The following is a 15613-nucleotide window of genomic DNA, read 5'->3' as shown; positions in this document are numbered from 1 at the left end:
TTCCAGCCGTCGCCGGCTGGGGACTTCACTCCCCGTGCGGCCGACGAAGGCGGGGCCACCATATGCAGTTTGTGAACGGGGGAACAAAACGAGCCGACCGGGCGAATATCACAGCAGGTCCGGACTTGACGCGCCGGGGTGCCCTGTGGGATCGGGACGGCCTCACAGTCGCCTGGTCACCGAGCCAACGCGGCGCGCAGACGTGCCTCGTCGACACGCCAGAAGTCGTGCTGTCGGCCGTCTACGAGCGTCACGGGGATCTCGTCGGCGTACGACGCCGGCAGGTCGTCGTGCTCGTCCAGGTCAAGCTCGACGAACGCCTCGCCGGTGTCGGCGCAGACTCTCTCGATGACCTCACGGGCCGCGTCGCACAGGTGACAACCCGGCCGCCCGATCAACGTGATCCTGGCTTCAGGACTCATCTAGCAACTCCAACGCGCGTCGCCGCTCCAGACCACGCAGGGTCCCCTTCTGCACCCGCCCGGTCATCGAGGTCGGCAACGTGTCGACCACCTCGATGCGACTTGGTCGTTTGAAACCGGCAAGGCCGGCGGTGCGTGCGCGCACGGCTGCCTCGATCTCGTCGGGGTCCTGCCCCGGCGCGAGCACGTACGCCACCACGGCCTGGCCGGTGCTGTCGTCCGCCACCCCGATCACGGCGGCGCCGCGTACGCCGGGCGCCGACAGCACGGCGCGCTCGACCTCGTGCGGATAGACGGTGAAACCGGAGACGGTGATCAACTCGCTGACGCGGTCGACGAGCGTGAGGTTGCCATGCTCGTCGAGGAAACCCAGATCGCCGGTCGACCACCAGCCGTCGGCACCGGGACCGTCCGACCCGTCGGGCCAATAGCCGCTGAAGAGATTGTCGCCCTTGATCTGGATCGAGCCCGGGTCGTCGCGTTCGAGCAGATCCCCCTGCTCGTCGACCAAACGCACTTCGACGCCGGGGATCGCGGCGCCGAGCGAGCCCGGCGTGAACGACTCGCTGCGCAGCGTCGTGGTCACCACCGGTGCGGCCTCGGTGAGCCCGAAGCCTTGATGCACCGGCACACCGGTGCGTGCGGTGAACTCCTCCACCACGTCGCCGGCTAGTTGCGCGGAGCCGGAGAGCACCAGCCGTACGGACCCCAGGCAGTCCTCCAGGTCGTCGACCGCCAGCCAGTGCGGGAAGACTGCCGGCGCCAGCGGCAGCACGCTGCACGCCTCGTCCTCGATCAGGTCGAGGGTCTCGTTGGGCTCGAAGCGTGGGGCCAGCACCAGTTTGGCGCGGCGGCTGACGACACCTCCGAGGACCGCGTTGAGTCCGTAGACGTGGAAGAGCGGGAGTACGCCCAGCACCACGTCGTCGGCGTGCATCATCGGCGGCTCGACGGCAGCCGTCTGCTCCAGGTTGGCCAGGAGCGCGCGGTGGCTGAGCATCGCCGCGCGTGGCTCACCCGAGGTTCCGGAGGTATAGAGCAGCACCGCGATCCGCTCGGGGTCGAGCAGGGGCGGCAGCGGGCGGGGGGCCGTAACGAGCAGGTCGGCGTACGACACGGTGCCCGCGGTGGCGTCGACACAAACGATCTTCAACTCCGCCACGGTGCGCAGCGCGGGGAGCGTACGCGCCTCACCGATCGCCAGCCGAGCACCACAGTCGGCGGCGATCCGCGCGATCTCGTCCCCATTGGCGCGCGGGTTGACCGGCACCGCCACCGCCTGCAACCGCAGGACGGCGAAGTAGGCGGAGATGAACTCGATCCGGTTGGTCAGCGCCAACAGCACGCGCTGGCCGGCGATGACGCCGCGATCGGCCAGCCCGCAGGCCACCCGTGAGGCCTGATCGTCGAGTTGCGCCCACGTCACGGAGCGCCCCTCGGACTCGACGACGGCGGTCTTGTCGGGCGACTGCGCGGCTGCGTCCGCGAGGAGGTCCGCAAGATCGGTGTGCGACATGGCGTCGAATCCTACGCGGTGGTGCCCGTGCGTGCAGGCTCACGGATTAGTGATAGTTGTCCTCGAGCCTGGCCCGCGATCGGATCAAGGTTGCCCGCGATCACCCGCATCAGGGCGCTCTTTCCCGCCCCGTTCGCGCCGATGAGTCCAGTGACACCGACTGAGATTTCGAGACTTAACTTGTCCAGCACGTTTGGTGCACGTCGGGTATAACGAACCGACATCTCCGTGCTCCGAACAACAGCGGACGGCACAACCGATTCCCCCAGCGACATCAGTAACTGAACGACATACTGCCGCCGCGGAGCATGGGTCTGTCGCCCAAGCGAGCACTTCGCAAGCTCGCGGCGTTGCGCGTGCCTTCGTAGCCTTAGCTGACAACTTCCACGATGTGCTGTCATATGACCAGGCATTTGAACTGGTGGCCGAGGTGTCTTTCCAGCCATAATCACAATATCCCACAGTGCCGTCTCCGCACGACTCGTAGAAATAGTAATGCGTGTTGATAGGCACAGAATAACTATTCGCGTAGGAATCCATTTGATAGGATGACGTCTTTGCTGCAACAGAGCCGCTGTTGACAAAGTCGCCATATCCTTGGGCCACTTTGGCCCACCCGCTGATCGCCACGAGCGGGCTGCTTTTGCTCCCCCAGGCCACCCCAGATGCCGGCGCGACGACCGAGGCAGTCACCACCGACGCAAGGACGCTGAGCCATAACATTCGAAACTTGATTACCGCGAACTCCTATCCACGAGCCGAAAACCCGAGACAGGCGAGCGAAAATTAGCAGTCAGCTGGGAGGACCGTCAACGTACGGCTTGCTCCATGGCGCCGACCCAAGAACAGCCTGAATAGCCCGGATCATTCACGGCTTGGCGATCAGTGTGCGACATGGCGTCGAATCCTACGCAACACAGTCCTGGCTAGGCTGAGACCGTGCGGGAAAGTGCGGACGACGAGGGTGTACGCGAGCCTGCCACCGTCGCACCGACTCGGCGCAACCTGCAGCAGCGTTCGGTGCTGGCCGGTGAAGCAGCCGCTGCCGACGCCGAGGTCGAGTTCGCGTTGCGCCTTCCGCCGGACCCGACCTCCGCGGCCTTCTTCGACGTCGACAACACCATCATCCAGGGCGCCAGCATCTTCTACTTCGCCAAGGGACTGCACCGGCGCGGCTTCCTCACCACTCGCACCATCGCCGACGCCGTCTACAAGCAGCTCTATTTCCGCCTCGTCGGCGTCGAGGACCCCGATCACGTGGCGGACGCGCGCAACTCCGCGCTGAGCATCATCAAGGGCCATACCGGGCGTGAGTTGGAGCAACTCGGCGAGGAGATCTTCGACGAGACCCTGTCGGCGAAGGTCTGGCCGGGCACTCGCGCCCTGGCGCAACTCCATCTCGACCAGGGCCAACGAGTCTGGCTGGTGACCGCAGCGCCGATCGAGATCGCCGTCGTCATCGCGCGGCGGCTGGGACTGACCGGGGCTTTGGGCACCGTCGCCGAGCGCGAGGACGGTGTCTACACCGGCCGACTGGTCGGCGATCTGCTGCACGGCCCGGCCAAGGCGGAGGCAGTAAAGGCGTTGGCCGCCCGCGAAGGTCTCGACCTGGCTCGCTGCAGCGCGTACTCCGACTCGTTCAACGACCTGCCCATGCTGGCGATGGTCGGCGACCCGTGCGCGGTCAATCCCGACGCGAAACTGCGTGCGTACGCCCGCGGTCAGGGTTGGCGGATCCGGGACTACCGCACCGGCCGCAAGGCAGCGCGGGCCGGTCTCGCAACCGCGGTGGTCGGCGGGGTCGCCGGTGGGGTGGCCGCGGGCATCGCTGCGTGGCGCGCCGGCAAAGGTTCTGCCGGTCAGGTGTGATCGGGGTGACTCGCGGGTAGGGTCGGGGGGATTTGCGGCCCGATCCGGACGGGCGGCAGGTCCTCCGGGAGGGCACCGCATGACTGCACCGATGCGCGAACTCGTGCGCGGTCTCGATGCGTTGCGCGCCGCCGTGGCACAGGTGTTGCTCGCCGAGCCCGCGTCTGCGCCGGCTCATGGTCCCGGCTGGCTGCTCTCCGAAGCGGCGTCGTCCACCGCGAGTCCCGGGGGGCGTCGCGACGACCGGGCGTACGCCGCCTCGTCGGAGGACTCCGAACTCGAGCAGACCCGCCTGATCGCCCTCGTCGAACTGGCCCGCGACGGGGACAAGGAGGCATTCGGGCAGTTGTACGACCACTACCACGTCGCGGTCTATCGCTTCCTGCTCTACCGCACTCGCTCGCAGACCCTCGCAGAGGATCTGACCTCGGAGACGTTCTTCCGCGCGCTGCGGCGGATGAACTCGTTCACCTGGCAGGGCAAGGACTTCGGCGCCTGGCTGATGACCATCGCCCGCAACCTGGCGACCGACCACTTCAAGTCTGGCCGCAACCGTCTCGAGTCGGTGACCGAGGACATGTCGGTCCACGACGATGTCGCCGAAGGCCCCGAGACCGAAGTGATCGCCTCGTTGACCAACGAGGTGCTGCTCAAAGCGTTGGCCGAACTGTCCGAGGACCAGCGCGACTGTCTGGTGATGCGCTTCCTGCAGGGGCTCTCCATCGCGGAGACCGCGGACGCGTTGGCGAAGTCGCAAGGCGCCGTCAAGCAGTTGCAGTTGCGCGCCGTACGCAACCTGGCGAAGGCCCTGCCGGAAGGGTTGCGTGACTGATGTCGATGATCGAGAAGATTTTCGCGGTCGCGCCCATAACCCCGGCCGGTTGCCGGTCGTTGGGCCAGATGTCAGAGGCTGAGCCGACCCGGCAAGGACCGAACCCCCGCGCGCACAGAAACGGAACATGCTGATGGGATCGCGGTTCGGCTCAGGGCGTGAATCGGAGGAGTTCGAGCGACTGCTCGAGGATCCGTCGGCGCCGCACGACCCGGCGTACGACGAACTCCTCAAACTCGTCGGCGCGCTGCATTCGATCGAGCAACCGTCGCCGCGCCCGGAGTTCAGCGCGTCCCTGCGTGCATCGTTGCTCGCCGAGGCGGACACGGCGCTGCTCGTCCAACCGCGCCCGACCCGATCACCAGCGGCGCCGTCGCGGACTCGTCGCTTCCGTCTCGCCGTCGCCGGGCTCGCGCTGGTCGGCGGCGTCGGCAGCGTCGGTGCGCTGGCTCAAGCCGCCGTGCCTGGCGACCTGCTTTATCCGATCAAGCGCACCATCGAATCCGGTCGGTCGGTGTTCACGTTCGGCGACGAGGCGAGCGGTCGGCAGCTGTTGGCGTACGCCACCGAGCGTCTCGACGAGGCGGCCGAGTTGGCCGAGCGCTCCGACGCGGACCCGGCCGACAGCGAGACCGCGCTGGCGGACTTCAGCGAACAGGCTCGTGGCGGAGCCAACGACCTGCTCGCGGCCTATTCGGCCGGTGCAGACGACGAGGCCATCGCCGACCTGAAGTCGTTCGCCGCGACCAGCCTGGACTCTCTCGCCGCACTCGCGCACAGCACGCCGGCCGAAGCAGACGACGAGTTGCGTACGGCGGTCGAGACCGTGCTCGACATCGACCGCCTGGCCGACGAGGCGTGCAAGAAGTGCGGTGGCCCCGGCATAGTCGAGATCCCCGCCGTGTTGGCCGGCAAACTCAACCGCGCAGAGTCCTCCCTCGACGCCTCCACCGCTGGGCACAAGCCGGGCAGGAAGCACCGCTTTACGCCCCCCGGCACGGTGGGCACCACCACAGCCACGGCGGCACCCACGTCCACGTCTACGTTCATGCCCACCCAGCAACCGACACTCGCTCCCCCCACCACGACGCAGCAACCCACGGTCGGGAACACCCCCACCACCAAGGCGACCGTCTCCGTCACGCCGTCGCTGCCCACCGTGACCCTGCCGACGATCTCGGTGACCTCGGTGCTGCCGACCCTCCCGACCATCCTCCCGTCGGTGACCGCGATCATCCCGTCGATCACCAGCGCGCTGCCGACAGTCCTGCCGTCCGAGATCACCACGATCTTGCCGTCGGTCTCGCTGCCCGTCATCACCGGACTGCCGGACGAGCGTCCCAACGCGCGCCCCAGCCCCGAAGCCGGCTGACTAGCGGATCCTGCGGATGAACTTCATCGCCGTCGCCGAATAAGGGGGATACACGACGGTGGGGTCCGGCCGGAAGCTGCGTACCAGCACCGCCTTCTGATGGCTCAGCTCCAGGAAGCCGGTGCGCCCGTGGTAGGCGCCCATGCCGCTCTGGCCGATCCCACCGAAGGGCAGTGACGGCACCAGGAAGTGCATGGCCGCGTGATTCACCACGATGCCTCCGGCCGAGACTTCTGCGACCATGCGTCGACGCGACGTTCTGGAGCGGCTGAAGAGGTACGCGGCCAGGGGCTTGTCGCGCTCGTTGACGAACTCGATGGCTTCGCCCAGCGACTTCACCGTGAGGACGGGCAGAATGGGTCCGAAGATCTCCTCGGTCATCAGGGGTTCGTCCGGGTCGGCGTCGACGACCACAGTGGGCGCGATGCGGCACTCGACCGGGTCTGCCGTACCTCCGAGGTGGATGCGCCCCCGCGTGGCGTCGAGCGCACTCGCGAGTCGCTCGAAGTGGCGTGGGTTGACGATCGGCTGATCCGAGGGGTCGGCTCCACGCATCTCGACGATGGTCGCCGCGATGCGCTCGACCAGCTCGTCGCGTACGGCCTCGTGCGCGAGCACGTAGTCGGGTGCGATGCAGGTCTGTCCCGAGTTCAAGAGTTTCACCCAGGCCAGTCGCCGGGCCGTGATCTCCAGGTCGGCGCTCTCGTCCACGATCGCCGGACATTTGCCTCCGAGCTCCAGGGTCGCCGGCGTGAGGTGCTGCGCAGCCCCGGTAAGGACATGCCTGCCCACGGCGCCGCCCCCGGTGAACACGACGTGGTCCACGCCCTGCGCGAGGAGAGCCTGCGTCAGGTCGCCGTCTCCCTCGACCACCGCCACCGCCTCCGGGTCGAGGTAGTGCGGAATCCAGGTCGCAAGCAGGCGCGACGTGGCGGGGGCCAGCTCCGACGGCTTGAGGACCACGCTGTTCCCAGCCGCCAGGGCCGAGACCACGGGACCCAGCGTCAGCAGGACCGGATAGTTCCAGGCGCCGATGACCAGCACGGTGCCCTTCGGCTCAGGTCGACTCATCGCCCACCCGGGCAACTGGGTCAAAGGCACCCGGCGAGGTGACGCGCGCATCCAACGCCGGAGGTGTCGACGCGCATGTCCGGCTTCAGCCACGACGCCGGCGATCTCGCTCAGCCAGGTCTCGAATCCGGGGCGGCGCAGGTCGGCCTCCAGGGCCGCCACGATCTCGGTCTCGCGTTCGGCACAGAAGCGTTCCAGCCCCGCGAGCTGGGTCAGGCGCCAGGCACGTGACCGGGTGCGCCCGGTGCCGTACGCCGCACGTGTCCGGGCCAACGCCTGCGCGGCCAGGTCTGAGGGAGCCTGGTCCAGCGTCATCGGTCGTTACCGCCCTGTGCGTGCAAGAGTCACTCCTCGCGTCAGCCGAACACCGAGGTGCGATCTTTGAGCAGTTCGAAGAGCGTCTGCTGGATCGTCTCTCGCACCTGGTCGGTCACGTCGAAGACCAGCATCGGGTCGTCGGCCGCGACGTCGTCGAAGGCATCCGTACGGATGGGTTCACCGAACTCCATCAGCCACTTCGACGGCAACGGCACCAACCCGAGCGGGCCGAGCAGCGGGAAGAACGGCGTGATCGGGACGTAGGGGATCCCCAGCAAGCGCGCCAAGGTCGGCAGATTGGCGACGAGCGGATAGATCTCTTCTGCGCCGACCACCGACAGCGGGATGATCGGGACCTTCGTACGCAGCGCCGCGGACACGAATCCACCGCGGCCGAAACGCTGCAACTTGTAGCGCTCGGAGAACGGCTTGCCGATGCCCTTGAACCCCTCCGGCCAGACCCCGACTAATTCACCACCGCGCAGCATCCGCTCGGCGTCCTCGTTGCAGGCCAACGTGGCGCCCGTCGCGCGGGCCACGGCGCTGACCACCGGCATCTTGAAGACCAGGTCGGCACCGAGGGGGCGCAGGTGGCGACCGGTGGCATCGAAGATCGCCGACATCGTCATCATCCCGTCGACCGGGACCGTGCCGGAGTGGTTGGACACGACCAGGGCCCCGCCCTCGATCGGGATGTTCTCCAGACCGCGAACCTCGATGCGGAACCACTTCTGCGCGATCGGGCGCAGCACCGCCATCAGGAAGCGCTCGGTGAGCTCGGGGTCGAACCCGAACTCGTCCACCGCATAGTCACCAGTCACCCGGCGCCGCAGGTAAGCCACGGCGTGCGCCAGTTGGCGTTCCCAGTCGGGGCCGAACACCTCGAACGCGCCGGTCTCGATCGCACGGCGCCACTCGGCCGCCCCGACTCCCGGGACGGCCCCGCGGTCGTGGGTGGTCGCGGCGGCTCTGGCGGTGCTGGAGGCCTGCTTGGGAGGAGGTGCCTTGCGTACGCGTTTGGTGGCCGTCTTGGCAGTGCCCGTACTGGCTGGGGCCGTGTTGGCTGGGACCGGTGTCTTCGTTGCTTTTGCGGAGGCTGATGCCGCCTTGGGTGCCTTCGGTCGGCCGGTCTTGAGCTTGCCCGCCTTCGGCTGCCCTGTCTCCTGCTGCTGGGCCGACTTGCGGTCGGCTGCTCGGTTGCCCGCCAGCCCGCGCGCGGCAGACGAGGGGCGCTTGCGGCCCGATCCGCGACCAGGGCGACCGCCGGTGCCGATCGGGATCACGTTGTCGTTATCGCGGATGGGTTCATGAGTGCTCATCTTCGCTCTCCCGCTACGGCCGTGAGTCGAGTCTTCGTACGAGGAGCGGGCAGGACGTCGGCCAACTCGTCGAGCACCCGCTCGCGGATGCCGCTGCTCGCGGTCAGGTCACGACCGAAGTCCGCGAAGGCCTCGGCCGTGGAGAAGCGTGGTTCGAAGTCGAACTCGGTGCGCATCCGGGTCGTGTCGAGCCCGCGACCGTACGTCAGGAACCCCACCTGCTCGGGCGAGAAGTCAGCCACCCCGGCCTGTCGCAGCACACTGCTGAGCTGGCCGACCGCGAAACTGGGCAGGGACAGGCTGGGTCGCTTGAGGCGGCGTACGGCTTGCGACATCAACATCACGCCGTCGCCGGCAAGGTTGAACGTGCCCGACACGTCGGTCACGACCGCATGGGTCAGCGCGGCGATCATGTCCTGCTCGTGCAGGAACTGCAGCCGCGGATCGAAGCCGAGGACGGTGGGGATCACCGGCAGCCGGAAGTACGAGGTCATCGGACTCACCACATGCGGGCCGATGACGTTGGCCGGGCGCAGCAGTGTCACGCGTACGTCGGGGCGACGGCGCGCGAACCCCCGGACGTACCCCTCGATCTCGAAGATGTCCTTGGCATAGCCCGACCGCGGCAACCGCTTGGGCGTCATGTCCTCGGTGAACATAGCAGGATCGCGCGGGCCGGCGCCATAGACCGTCGCGGTCGACTTGACGATCAGGTTGCGTACGCTCGCCGTCTTCTGCACGGCAGCCAGCAACTGCATCGTGCCGATGACGTTGAGTTCCTTCATCGTCATCCGCCCCCCGGCGCTGCCGGGGGTGGCGATCACGCTGGCATGGACGACCGTGTCGACGTCCTCTTTGACCAGGACCTTGGCGATGACCGGGTTGCGGATGTCGGCGCGGTGGAAGGAGACCGCGCCGATGTCACCACGGGGAGGCACGACGTCGACGCCGATCACACGGTCTACGTCAGGGTGGTCGGCGACGGCGCGCGCGTAGCGGCGACCCACATCGCGCGACACCCCCGTGACGAGAACCGTCCTGCCCATGGCTACGCGATCACTCGGGTCGTGCGGTCACTTGCCGAGCTTGCGACGCTGCACGCGCGTCTTCTTCAGCAGCTTGCGGTGCTTCTTCTTGGCCATGCGCTTGCGGCGCTTCTTGATGACAGAACCCACGGAATACCTTTCCAACTGACCAGACCCGGGGTCTCCCCGGTCCGGTAGGACCAAGTCAGCGTACCGGCCGTCGGCTTGCGCCAATAATCCGCCCACCTGTCGCGTCTGCATTTTCAGGACCCGTCGAGTTGTCGCGTTTGCACTCGCGGTTGTGGAGAACTCGAGCAGATGCGACAGGTCGAGGGGTCTGCGCGGAGCAGATGCGACAGGTCGAGGGGTCTGCGCGGAGCAGATGCGACAGGTCGAGGGGTCTGCGCGGAGCAGACGCGACAGGTCGAGGGGTCTGCGCGGAGCAGACGCGACAGGTCGAGGGGTCTGCGCGGAGCAGACGCGACAGGTCGGCGTCAGCCTGGCTCGCCTCCGCCTAGGCCTAGGCCTCGACTCCGGCTCACTCCTCATCCTGCGGTCCTGAATGCCGCAGGCATTGCGGGGCTCGCCTCCGCCGAGGCCTAGGCCTCGACTCCGGCTCACTCCTCATCCTGCGGAGTAGAAGCTCTTCTCCAGGTACGCCTGGACGTCCTTCTCGTCGACGCGGAAGGAACGGCCGACGCGGACAGCGGGCAGTTCACCACCGTGGACGAGGCGATACACGGTCATCTTCGACACCCGCATCATCGCGGCGACCTCCGCGACCGTCAGGAACTTGACCTCCGAGATGTCGCTCGCGTGGTCGGGTGAACTGGGCATTGGCGCACCAAATCCTTCTAGTCGACATGCCACCGGCTTCCCCACCGGTGACCATGCATGTCAAGCCAGAGTGACAATAGGGCCAGGTGTGACTTATGGGGAAGAGATTGACCCAAGAAACTTATGGGATCCGGCGTGTCGAGTTGATTTGGTCCAGTTTCGCCTCATTCACGGCATCGGATCGAGCCCGTGCAGCGGGAATACCGCCTCCCGGGTCGCGTGGATAGCGCGGTCGAGCCACGTGTCGGGGTCATAGCCCGCAGCCCAGTCGCGCCAGGCGGGCGTACGACCGTCGGTGAGCCGCGACGGCGCGGTGCGGCCGAGGGCGGAGTCGACGTACGAGCGCCATTCGGCGGGGATCGCGCCGCGGGGATCGAGTTCCTGCCCCGATGCGATCGCCAGGAGGTGGGTCCAGGCGCGCGGGACCACCTCGACGACGGCATACCCGCCGCCACCCGTCGCGACCCAGCGGCCGTCGCAGATCTGGTGGGCCAACTCGTGCAGTGCCTGATAACTCGCGCGCTGTCCATCAACGCTGAGCATGAGGTGCGTCAGCGGGTCCTCCATATGCGAGTCGCAGCCGTGTTGGGTGACCAGGACGTCAGGCGCGAACTCGGTCAGGATCGCGGGTACGACCGCATGGAACGCGCGCAACCAGCCCGCATCAGAGGTGCCGGGCGGCAGTGCGACGTTGACCGCCGACCCCTCCGCGCCCTCACCCCCGGTGTCGCCAGGGAACCCCGTGCCGGGGAACAGCATCTGGCCGGTCTCGTGCAACGAGATCGTGAGCACGCGCGGGTCGTCGTAGAAGATCCGCTCGACGCCGTCACCATGGTGGGCATCGACGTCGACGTACGCCACCCGCTGCGCGCCGTTGTCGAGCAGCCACTGGATGCCTACGGCGATGTCGTTGTAGACGCAGAAGCCGCTCGCCGCGCTGCGCATCGAGTGGTGCAGCCCGCCGGTGATGTTGACGCTGTGCAGACTCTCGCGTTCCCACACCTGACGAAACGCCTCGACCGAGGCGCCGACGACATGCGCGGAGGCTTCGTGCATGCCGGAGAAGACCGGGTTGTCGTCACTGCCGAGGCCGTGCGCGAGATCGACCGCACCGCTCGCGCCGACCCGCTTGACCGAGTCCATGAACGCCTCGTCGTGCACGGTCGCGATCAGGTCATCACTGGCGACCGGCGCGTCCACGCGGCGCAGCCGTTCGTTGAGCAGCCCCAGTGACTCGGCCAACCGCATCGTCAGGTCGACCCGGACGGGCGACATCGGGTGCGTTGGCCCGAAGTTGTATCCCGTCAGTCGTGGATCGAACACCACCGTTGCGGGACCCGGGCACGTCTCCATGCTTCGCACGTTACCGCTCGCGTTCGTCCGACGCCGAGCGGCATGCGAGACTTGCCCTCGTGCGTACGACTTCCAACCTGTGGTGGGCCGCCTGACCGGCGGACCTCGTACGCGCGCATCCCACGCACCCAGGCCGCCTTCGGGCGGCTTTCGTCATTTCGATGCCCTTGCCGCCGCGACAGGCGCCGTCATCGAAAGGCACTCCATGACCCGCTCCCTCTCCCTTCTCACCCCTTCGGGCCGACTGACGCTGGGCAATCTGCTCGGAGCCTTGCGTCCGATGGCCGCCCGGCAAGACGACGCCTTCTATGGCCTCTCCGACCTGCATGCGATGACGACGCGGCACGACCCGGCTCTCTTGCGCGCCCGCAGCGACGAGATGGCAGCGCTGCTGCTGGCCGTCGGCCTCGACGACGCGTGCCTGTTCCGACAGAGCGCCGTGCCGGCGCACGCACAACTCGCGTATCTGCTCGAATGCACCGCGACGACCGGCGAACTGGGGCGGATGATCCAGTTCAAGGAGAAGGGGCGGGACCGATCCGTACGCGCGTCGCTGTTCACCTATCCGGTGCTGATGGCCGCCGACATCCTGCTCTACCGACCGACTGTCGTCCCGGTGGGCGACGACCAGCGCCAACACGTCGAACTCACCCGCGATCTGGCGATGCGTTTCAACGCGGCGTACGGGCCGGTCTTCACGGTGCCCGAGATCGCGACGCCGGTCGCGGGTGCACGAGTCATGGATCTGGCGGAGCCGACGCGCAAGATGTCGAAGTCGGTCGACGGCCCGGGGACGATCTTCCTGTTGGATCCGCCCGATGTCGTACGCCGGAAGGTCTCGCGCGCGGTGACCGATTCCGACGTCGGACCGCCGGCCGTACGCGCGGACCGTGAGGCGAAGCCGGGCGTCACGAATCTGCTCGACATCCTCACGGCGTGCGGTGGCAGCGCAGCCGGGATCGAGACCTATGGCGCACTCAAGGCTGCGGTGACCGAGTGTGTGGTCCAGACGTTGGCGCCGATTCGAAAAGCGTACGACGAACTGGCGGCCGACCCGGCGTACGTGCATTCGGTGTTCGAGCGCGGCGCCGCACGCTGTCGGCAGGTCACCGAGCCGGTGCTGGCCGAGGCGGGTCGGGCGATGGGGTTGTGAGGCTTAATGTCACTCGCCTTCGGCGAGCGCGCGCGAACGGTTCCGCGCCGCCTCCATCGCGGCCAGGAACGCCGCGCGCACCTTGTGGATCTCGAGTTCGCGCAGAGCCGAAGCCGTCGTGCCGCCAGGCGAGGTGACCTGCTCGCGGAGAACGACCGGGTGCGTCCCGGTCTCGCGCAGCATCTTGGCCGAACCGACCAGGGTCTGCACGACCAGATCGGTGGCGGTGGCGCGCGGCAGGCCGAGATGTACGCCCGCCTCGATCATCGACTCGACCACGAAGAAGATGTAGGCCGGTCCCGAACCCGAGATCGCGGTGACCGCGTCCTGCTGCCGCTCGGGAATGCGTACGACTCGACCCACCGACGACATCAGCGACTCGGCCTCGGCGAGGTGCTCCTCGCTGCAGTGCGAGCCCGGTGAGACCGCCGCCATTCCCTCGTCGACCAGCGCGGGCGTGTTGGGCATGACGCGTACGACGGCCACCCCAGAAGGCACCCGGGACTCGATGAAACTCGTCGTGATGCCGGCTGCGAGCGAGACGAGCAACTGACCCGCGCGCAACTCGGGCGCGATCTCCTCCAGCACCGCCTCCATGTCCTGCGGTTTCACGACCAGCGCCACGGTGTCGGCCTTGGCGGCGGCCTCCTTGTTGGAGACGACGGCCACGCCGTACCTCTCCTCGAGTTCGGTGGCCCGCTCGCTGCGCTTCTCCCCCACGAGGAGGTGGTCGACGCGGCGACCGGCCCGGACGAGCCCCGACAGCAGGGTCTCCCCCATCACGCCGGCGCCGATGATCGCTGTGCTCATGGCGCTAATGGTGACACGCGCTCAACTCTTGGAGACCAGCGAGCGCAGGAAGAAGCCGAGGTTCTGCGGACGCTCGGCCAGGCGGCGCATCAGGTAGCCGTACCACTGTTCGCCATAGGGCACATACACCCGCACGGTCTCGCCGTCGTCGGCCAGGCGTTGCTGCTCGTCGGGACGGATGCCATAGAGCATCTGGAATTCGTACGACCCCTTCTCGCGGCCGAAGCGCCCGATCAAGGAGGTGGCGATCTTGATCATCCGTGGGTCGTGGGTCGCGATCATCGGATAGCCGCGACCTTCGAGCAGCACCTTGAGGCAACGCACGTACGACCGGTCGACGTCGAGTTTGTCCTGGAAGGTGACCGACTCGGGTTCGTCGTACGCGCCCTTGCACAACCGCACCCGCGAGCCCTCGTACGCGAGATGACGGCAGTCGGCTTCGGTGCGATGCAGGTATGCCTGGAGCACCGCGCCGGTCTCGGGGAAGTCCTTGCGCAGGTCGCGCAGGATCAGCAGCGTCGAGTCCGTGGTGGTGTGGTCCTCCATGTCGAGGGTGACCGTGGTGCCGGCGTTGCGCGCGGCGCGGCAGATGGTGCGCGCGTGTTCCAACGCGATCCGATTGCCGCCCTGAGGCAGGGCCTGACCGATCGCCGACAGCTTGACGGAGACCTCGGCGCGGCGAGACCAGCCGCGGTTGCTCAGCTCCGACAACAACGCGATGTAAGCCTCGACCGTGGCCTGTGCCTGGTGCTCGTCGAGGGTGTCCTCACCCAGATAGTCCAGCGTCACGGCGAGGCCTCTTTCGACCAAGGCCTCGGCAGCCTGAACCGCGTCGGCAGTGGTCGTTCCCGGGACGTGCGAGCGTACGATTCCCGCCGACACCGGCATGGTCTCGACCAACTGCTCCACCTGCTTGCTGCGACTCAGCATCAGCAGTGACTCGCGCAGCAGACCCATATCCAGCAGGTTAGTTGGTCCGGCGTTCGAGGGTCACGGCACCGAGCGCGAGCCCCGCGATCGCGAACGCGCTGACGATCGCCAAGTCGGTCCACACCGGCCCGGTCGTCGTGGACGTCTGCAGGTGCTTCATGGCGTCCACGGCGTACGACAGGGGCAGCACGTCGCTGATCTGCCGGAGCACATCCGGGAGTCGGTCACGCGCGACCAGCAGGCCGCACAGCAACATCTGCGGTACGACGACCGCGGGCATGAACTGGACGGCCTGGAACTCGGTCTGGGCGAAGGCGCTGACGAAGAGGCCGAGCGCCGTGCCGAGGATCGCATCGACCACGGCCACCGCCGTGAGGAGCCACACCGGGCCAGACATCTCCATCCCGAGCAGGCCGACGCTGACGGCTACCGCGAGCGCGGACTGGACCGCGGCGACCAGGCCGAAGGCGAGGGCGTACCCGAAGAGGAAGTCGAGTTTGCCCATCGGCATCGCCAGCAGGCGTTCCAAAGTCCCGCTCGAACGTTCACGCAGCGTGGTCACGCTGGTGACCAGGAACATGATGAACATCGGGAAGAGCGCCAACAGGCCCGGCGCGATCCCGTCGAACACGTCGCGTCCGGTCATCGGGTTGACGGGGACGTCCTTGAACATCCACCACAGCAGCGACATCAGCAGGGTGGGGAGGAGCAGCAGCATCGCGAGCGTACGGTGATCGCGGCGCAACTGGGCCAGGACTCGGCGCATGACAGCAAGGGTGATCCGGG

General features: G+C 67.5%; 16 protein-coding genes. 4 read left to right on the top strand and 12 right to left on the bottom strand.

All coding sequences use genetic code 11. The features are described 5' to 3' along the window. Positions 1-176 precede the first annotated feature (176 nt). From V9G04_01470 to V9G04_01460, 3 genes are read right to left on the bottom strand one after another with little or no spacing between them, the layout of a single operon-like run. Positions 177-422 (bottom strand): glutaredoxin family protein, encoded by a 246-nt coding sequence (locus V9G04_01470; GenBank protein ID MEI2711981.1) that lies wholly within the window; start codon positions 420-422, stop codon positions 177-179. Next, entirely contained in the window at positions 412-1938 is a 1527-nt protein-coding gene (locus tag V9G04_01465) for an AMP-binding protein (GenBank protein ID MEI2711980.1), read from the bottom strand. The genes V9G04_01470 and V9G04_01465 overlap by 11 nt, the downstream gene beginning before the upstream one ends. Before the next feature lie 11 nt (positions 1939-1949). Beyond that, entirely contained in the window at positions 1950-2162 is a 213-nt protein-coding gene (locus tag V9G04_01460; GenBank protein ID MEI2711979.1) for an ATP-binding cassette domain-containing protein, read from the bottom strand. A 715-nt stretch (positions 2163-2877) separates the two neighbouring features. Between V9G04_01460 and V9G04_01455 the strand changes: the two genes are divergently transcribed. From V9G04_01455 to V9G04_01445, 3 genes are all read left to right on the top strand, one after another. Further along, positions 2878-3807, top strand: coding sequence for an HAD-IB family hydrolase (locus V9G04_01455; GenBank protein MEI2711978.1), 930 nt, complete (start codon positions 2878-2880; stop codon positions 3805-3807). A 79-nt stretch (positions 3808-3886) separates the two neighbouring features. Then, the gene (locus tag V9G04_01450; protein ID MEI2711977.1) at positions 3887-4639 is read left to right on the top strand and encodes a sigma-70 family RNA polymerase sigma factor; all 753 of its coding nucleotides are present in this window, start codon (positions 3887-3889) and stop codon (positions 4637-4639) included. Between the two features lie 127 nt (positions 4640-4766). Then, positions 4767-6011, top strand: coding sequence for a DUF5667 domain-containing protein (locus V9G04_01445; protein ID MEI2711976.1), 1245 nt, complete (start codon positions 4767-4769; stop codon positions 6009-6011). Here the strand turns inward: V9G04_01445 and V9G04_01440 are convergent, their stop codons facing one another. The 6 genes from V9G04_01440 to V9G04_01415 form a co-directional block, all read right to left on the bottom strand. Then, positions 6012-7397 (bottom strand): aldehyde dehydrogenase family protein, encoded by a 1386-nt coding sequence (locus tag V9G04_01440; GenBank protein MEI2711975.1) that lies wholly within the window; start codon positions 7395-7397, stop codon positions 6012-6014. 41 nt (positions 7398-7438) lie between these two features. Then, positions 7439-8719 (bottom strand): lysophospholipid acyltransferase family protein, encoded by a 1281-nt coding sequence (locus V9G04_01435; GenBank protein MEI2711974.1) that lies wholly within the window; start codon positions 8717-8719, stop codon positions 7439-7441. Next, positions 8716-9765, bottom strand: coding sequence for an NAD-dependent epimerase/dehydratase family protein (locus V9G04_01430; protein ID MEI2711973.1), 1050 nt, complete (start codon positions 9763-9765; stop codon positions 8716-8718). The genes V9G04_01435 and V9G04_01430 overlap by 4 nt, the downstream gene beginning before the upstream one ends. A 27-nt stretch (positions 9766-9792) precedes the next feature. Next, positions 9793-9894, bottom strand: a complete 102-nt coding sequence (locus V9G04_01425; GenBank protein MEI2711972.1) for an AURKAIP1/COX24 domain-containing protein — start codon at positions 9892-9894, stop codon at positions 9793-9795. A gap of 474 nt (positions 9895-10368) precedes the next feature. Beyond that, positions 10369-10581 (bottom strand): helix-turn-helix domain-containing protein, encoded by a 213-nt coding sequence (locus V9G04_01420; protein MEI2711971.1) that lies wholly within the window; start codon positions 10579-10581, stop codon positions 10369-10371. Between the two features lie 168 nt (positions 10582-10749). Next, positions 10750-11934, bottom strand: a complete 1185-nt coding sequence (locus V9G04_01415; GenBank protein ID MEI2711970.1) for an acetoin utilization protein AcuC — start codon at positions 11932-11934, stop codon at positions 10750-10752. Positions 11935-12139: 205 nt separating this feature from the next. Between V9G04_01415 and trpS the strand changes: the two genes are divergently transcribed. Continuing rightward, positions 12140-13087: a tryptophan--tRNA ligase gene (gene trpS / locus V9G04_01410; GenBank protein MEI2711969.1), complete on the top strand. Its 948-nt coding sequence runs from the start codon at positions 12140-12142 to the stop codon at positions 13085-13087. Positions 13088-13096: 9 nt separating this feature from the next. Here the strand turns inward: trpS and proC are convergent, their stop codons facing one another. The 3 genes from proC to V9G04_01395 are packed head-to-tail and all read right to left on the bottom strand — an operon-like array spanning position 13097 to position 15593. Beyond that, the gene (proC, locus tag V9G04_01405) at positions 13097-13897 is read right to left on the bottom strand and encodes a pyrroline-5-carboxylate reductase (GenBank protein MEI2711968.1); all 801 of its coding nucleotides are present in this window, start codon (positions 13895-13897) and stop codon (positions 13097-13099) included. A gap of 21 nt (positions 13898-13918) precedes the next feature. Beyond that, positions 13919-14854, bottom strand: coding sequence for a proline dehydrogenase family protein (locus V9G04_01400; GenBank protein ID MEI2711967.1), 936 nt, complete (start codon positions 14852-14854; stop codon positions 13919-13921). 10 nt (positions 14855-14864) lie between these two features. Further along, positions 14865-15593, bottom strand: a complete 729-nt coding sequence (locus tag V9G04_01395; protein ID MEI2711966.1) for an ABC transporter permease — start codon at positions 15591-15593, stop codon at positions 14865-14867. Between the last annotated feature and the right edge of the window lie 20 nt (positions 15594-15613).

This window comes from Nocardioides sp. (assembly GCA_037045645.1).
Lineage (GTDB): Bacteria > Actinomycetota > Actinomycetes > Propionibacteriales > Nocardioidaceae > Nocardioides.
The sequence above is the reverse complement of the archived record's forward strand: the minus strand, read 5'-3'. Positions and strand labels throughout refer to the sequence as shown.